At 28.0% G+C, this 4782-nt stretch carries 5 protein-coding genes and 1 pseudogene; all 6 read left to right on the top strand.

What is annotated here, in order from left to right; genetic code table 11:
• The first annotated feature begins 313 nt into the window (after window positions 1-313).
• The 6 genes and pseudogenes from HMPREF2864_RS04320 to HMPREF2864_RS04300 all read left to right on the top strand — a co-directional run bounded on the left by HMPREF2864_RS04320 (window position 314) and on the right by HMPREF2864_RS04300 (window position 4101).
• Complete coding sequence (locus HMPREF2864_RS04320; protein ID WP_002492698.1) at window positions 314-823, top strand: Panacea domain-containing protein; 510 nt, start codon at window positions 314-316, stop codon at window positions 821-823.
• Window positions 816-1424 (top strand): hypothetical protein, encoded by a 609-nt coding sequence (locus HMPREF2864_RS04315; RefSeq protein ID WP_002445379.1) that lies wholly within the window; start codon window positions 816-818, stop codon window positions 1422-1424. Before HMPREF2864_RS04320 ends, HMPREF2864_RS04315 begins: the two co-directional genes overlap by 8 nt.
• A gap of 204 nt (window positions 1425-1628) precedes the next feature.
• Window positions 1629-1856 (top strand): hypothetical protein, encoded by a 228-nt coding sequence (locus tag HMPREF2864_RS04310; protein ID WP_002445380.1) that lies wholly within the window; start codon window positions 1629-1631, stop codon window positions 1854-1856.
• A gap of 77 nt (window positions 1857-1933) precedes the next feature.
• Window positions 1934-2044, top strand: a pseudogene (locus HMPREF2864_RS12285) (hypothetical protein); the annotation flags it as partial.
• Window positions 2045-2298: 254 nt separating this feature from the next.
• Window positions 2299-3213, top strand: coding sequence for an iron-hydroxamate ABC transporter substrate-binding protein (locus tag HMPREF2864_RS04305; RefSeq protein ID WP_002445383.1), 915 nt, complete (start codon window positions 2299-2301; stop codon window positions 3211-3213).
• Between the two features lie 57 nt (window positions 3214-3270).
• Window positions 3271-4101: a class I SAM-dependent methyltransferase gene (locus HMPREF2864_RS04300; protein ID WP_002445384.1), complete on the top strand. Its 831-nt coding sequence runs from the start codon at window positions 3271-3273 to the stop codon at window positions 4099-4101.
• Window positions 4102-4782 lie beyond the last annotated feature (681 nt).

The following is a 4782-nucleotide window of genomic DNA, read 5'->3' as shown; positions in this document are numbered from 1 at the left end:
AATGATTGTTGATGATATACCGTTAGAGGATTAATGTGAAACCATTACCTTCAAATAGGTGGTGGTTTATTTTATCTAAATTCTTTCCGCAATTTCAGATTAAGTTGACAAATTTGAGTGGATGTATGGTAAAAAATGTTGAAATGCTCTATATTATAAATAAGAGTTGCAAATGCGTAACACATCTTAGCGAATACACACAAAGATATATACTGTTTTTGTGTACCAATTATAGAAAGTATACACAGTGACAGTGTATAGTCACTGTTATTTTTATGTTCAATATGATGTGTTGATTATGGAGGAGTTTATCATGGCTGAGCAAAAATACCTGACAACAGTTGAAAATATAATTGGTTTAATGAAAGAAGAAATAAAAAACATTTCTCCTTTAAGACTACAAAAAACATTATACTTTTTATTTGCATATTATGGTGCTTCATATGGGCAACTATCTAAAAGTAAAGAATATGAAGTTACAAAAAGTGAAAGTTTAAACTTGCCTGAATATTTATTTGACGCTCAATTTGAAGCTTGGCAATACGGCCCTGTTATTCGAGACGTATATAAGAACAATAAATATAGTCTTGGCTATAATGACATAGACTTTTCAATGAGTAATTTTGAAATAGAAGATAAAACAATGCAGCAGGAAATTACAGAATATTTGAGAGAAATTATTAAGAGTACTTTAAAAATTAGTGATTTTGGTTTAGTAGAACGTTCTCATGAAGATGAAGAGTGGAAAAATAAAATTACTCAGCAAGAAATTATGAATAACGATTTAATTATTAAGGAATATATAGGATTGGTAAATGCCTAGATTTAATAGTAATGTTACTTCTAAAAAAAGAAAAAAGAACGTTCACGTTGAAATAGTTAATAAAGATTTTTTACCAACTAGAAATGAATTTGAAACTGACAAAGTAGAAATCGAGTTAAGAAATGCTGAAGTAAAAGAAGTTGTTTTTTTTAATGAAGAAGTAAAGTATTCAAAACAAAATAATGATCTGAAATTTACTAATTTTATTTCTGATTTTACACAACAAAATCAAATCAATGCTATAACCCATTTCAGTGAAAATATAAGCATAGTCAAAAATAACCCCGATGAAGCTACGAATATAAATTATGATGAGAGAATGTTATCAATTTTATCTTTATATACTCAACAAGATATTAGAAATATAAAGGGCTTAATGAAAACAGATATTAGAGGGTTACTTGATGTTCAAGAGGGTTTAAGAGTATATTGGTATTACGATTTGATTGATAACGAAATAAAAATAGTTTGTATTGATCCACAACATTTAGTTTTACCAAGTCAGCATGGTAAAATGAATAAAGATAAAATGATGATTACAACCTATCAATCAGTTACTAATAGCAAAAAACATTGTATTAGTCGGTATTTTATTAATTAGCATACAGGTAAGTTAAATATATCGTTTCAAGCGTCACTTACGAGTGACGTTTTTTGTATTTTAGGACGCTGAGAAACGCCCTGTGTTGCAGTGGGGAATGAGTTTTAATAACTATGTATGCAAAATGTATATATTACATTGTTAAATTCGACATCATCAAAGGCTGGTTAATCGATTTTCGAGATTGGTCGAAGATTGAAGCATGTGAAAGAAAATGACCTAGCACATGGAGAATTGGGTAATTGGTTGAAAAATATCAACTTAGATAGAACACAAGCTCATCGTTTCATTAAAGTTTCTGAAGAAATTAAAGATGTTGGTACATACCAACATTTAGGTCTGAGAGCTTTATCGGAAATAGCTAACTTACCTGTACCAGAACGCACCAAAATACACATAACATCAAACAGCAAAACTAAAATTCCATACTAAATGTTTATGAATTTAACTGCAGAACTCAATTTTGAGCCTTGTAAAATTACATAAATTAGTTATATAAAAATTATTTATGGGTATTATATAAACGGGAGGGGCAACGTTATTACTTGCCTATTAGAACATGGAATAGTTCTGTTCCAACTAGTCAGGTATTAAGTGACTTATGGGGAAAAATCAGTTAGAATATAAAAAGTGAATGATCCTTTTCTAGGCAGGTACTTCGGTACTTGCCTATTTTTTATTCACAAACTTCTATATCAAAAAGCTTTCATGTGATAATAAAAATTCTCTCACACGTTAAAAACAATGTATAAGTTAATTATGGCTTAACGAAATACATTCATATCATCGAGTAGGATAGGTATAAGTATTGACTATTATTTTTAAAAATCTATAATTGAAAATGAATATCAATTAAAAACGAAAGGATGATATTATGAAAGGATTAATTGGAATTTTATTATGTAGTTTATTTATTTTGACTGCGTGTTCAGCGTCTGTCGATAAAACAAGTGACTCGACAAAGACTATAGACTATAAAATTGAAAATGGTAAAACACTGAAAGTACCAGAGAAACCTAAAAGAGTTGCTGTATTAACTGGATTTTATGTTGGTGATTTTATAAAGTTAGGAATCAAACCAATTGCTGTTTCAGATATAACTAAAGATTCTTCAATCTTAAAACCTTATTTAAAAGGGGTTGATTATATTGGAGAAAACGATGTTGAAAAAGTTGCTAAAGCAAAACCAGATTTAATAGTTGTAGATGCTATGGATAAAAATATTAAAAAATATCAAAAAATAGCGCCAACAGTCCCATATACATACAATAAATACAATCATAAAGAAATATTAAAAGAAATAGGCAAGTTGACTAATAATGAGGATAAAGCCAAAAAATGGATTGAAGAGTGGGAAGATAAAACTAGAAAAGATAAAAAAGAAATTCAAAGTAAAGTTGGTCAAGCAACAGCATCTGTGTTTGAACCAGATGAAAAGCAAATATACATATATAACTCTACATGGGGTCGTGGTTTGGATATTGTTCATGATGCATTCGGTATGCCAATGACAAAGCAATATAAAGATAAATTACAAGAAGATAAAAAAGGTTATGCTTCCATTTCAAAAGAAAATATTAGTAAATATGCTGGTGATTATATATTTTTAAGTAAACCTTCGTACGGAAAATTTGATTTTGAAAAAACACATACATGGCAGAATATTGAAGCTGTAAAAAAAGGACATGTAATTTCATATAAAGCAGAAGATTATTGGTTCACAGATCCTATTACATTAGAACATTTGAGAAGTAAATTAAAAAAAGAAATTTTAAATAAATCTCACTAGAAATAAGTTATAAAAATTTCTAATGTATTAATAATAATATTTTTAAGGAGTGATTAAATGAAACGACTGGATGGAATTCCCGAATCAATGTTAATTCCTTTGATAGCTCGAGCAAAAGAGTACGAATACGAAAAACCAATAATAAAAGACGCACTATCTAAAAAAATATTTGATGGTTTAGATGATATGTACAAAAATGTTACATGTGATGACATGTCTCAAATTGGAATTAGTATACGTTCTGTGATAATAGATAGTGTTACTAAAAGACTTATCAAGGATAATAAAAATTTGATTGTGGTCAATATAGGTTGTGGCTTAGATACAAGGTTTCAAAGATTTAATAAAGAAAAAATATCGTGGATAGATTTAGATGTACCTGAATCAATAGAAATACGAAAAACATTTTTTAAAGAAACAGATAGTTATAAGATGATAGCTAAATCAATGCTGGATTACAGTTGGATTGAAGATGTTAAAAATTATAAATTTTTTAATAGTAAGTCAAATATATTGTTTATCTTTGAAGGTGTATTGATGTATTTTGATGAGAGTGTAATGACTAAATTATTACATACTATTATTAAAAAGTTTGGAGATCATAATTTGGCCTTTGCGATTGAATTTTGCTCAAAAACAATTGCAAATAATACAAAAAGACATAAATCTGTATCAAAATTATCCTCACAACCTGTTTTTAAATATGGATACAATGATTTAAATGAATTGGATAAAGTTTTACCAAATAAAATGAAAGTTATAAATGAATATAATTACTTTGACTACCATAAGAAAAGGTGGGGGCTCTTTGGGTATTGTAGATATATACCTTATCTGAAAAAAAGGCTAAACAATAAAATAGTAATTATGGAATATAAACCAGCTTAAAAATTTACTGATAATTGAGTATTAAAATAAAACATTTCAAAAAAGATGTAGCTAGAAATTTATTAAAAGTAAAGTGCACAAATATCTTGTGTTTTTTCAATTTTAACGTTTTACACTTAACTTTGTTAGGTGATATAAGATGCTGAGAGAAGCATTATATTGCAACGAGAAATCATTCTATGGATAAACATATTAATTATTGTAAATATATTTATAAAGGTTTGTGTGTGAAATAATTGGTGGTCATAACTTGGTCATAATGAAATGAAAAAATTAAAAAAAATGAATGTTTAAAGAATGCAAAATGCTGATTTAATAGGCTTTTTGTATGTGATTTATATCTATTTCATACTGCCCTTAATGCCAGGTATGATGTAAAATAGCGTTAAAAAGTTAAATATAGAGCCTAAGACATAATTATTATGTCTTAGGCTCTTAACTATTATATTGGTAGTATTTTACTAGATTGAAAATAAGTTTACACCAAGCTTTTTCCGTCCTAATCAACTTTGAAAGTTAAGAACGTTAAACATTTTGATTCATTAAAAACTCCGTTCTTTTAAGCGTGTAGTATAAAATATAAAAAACAGTCTGGGACATAAAATTCTTAGACAAATAGAATTTCGAGAAGAAATTCGTCAGACAAAGCGAGTTGGGGTGGGGCCCCAACAAAAAGAAATG

Origin of the sequence: Staphylococcus sp. HMSC059F04 (assembly GCF_001812565.1) — a bacterium.
Taxonomy (GTDB): domain Bacteria; phylum Bacillota; class Bacilli; order Staphylococcales; family Staphylococcaceae; genus Staphylococcus; species Staphylococcus lugdunensis.
Note: the sequence above shows the minus strand (reverse complement) of the source record. Positions and strands in the feature narration are given on the sequence as shown.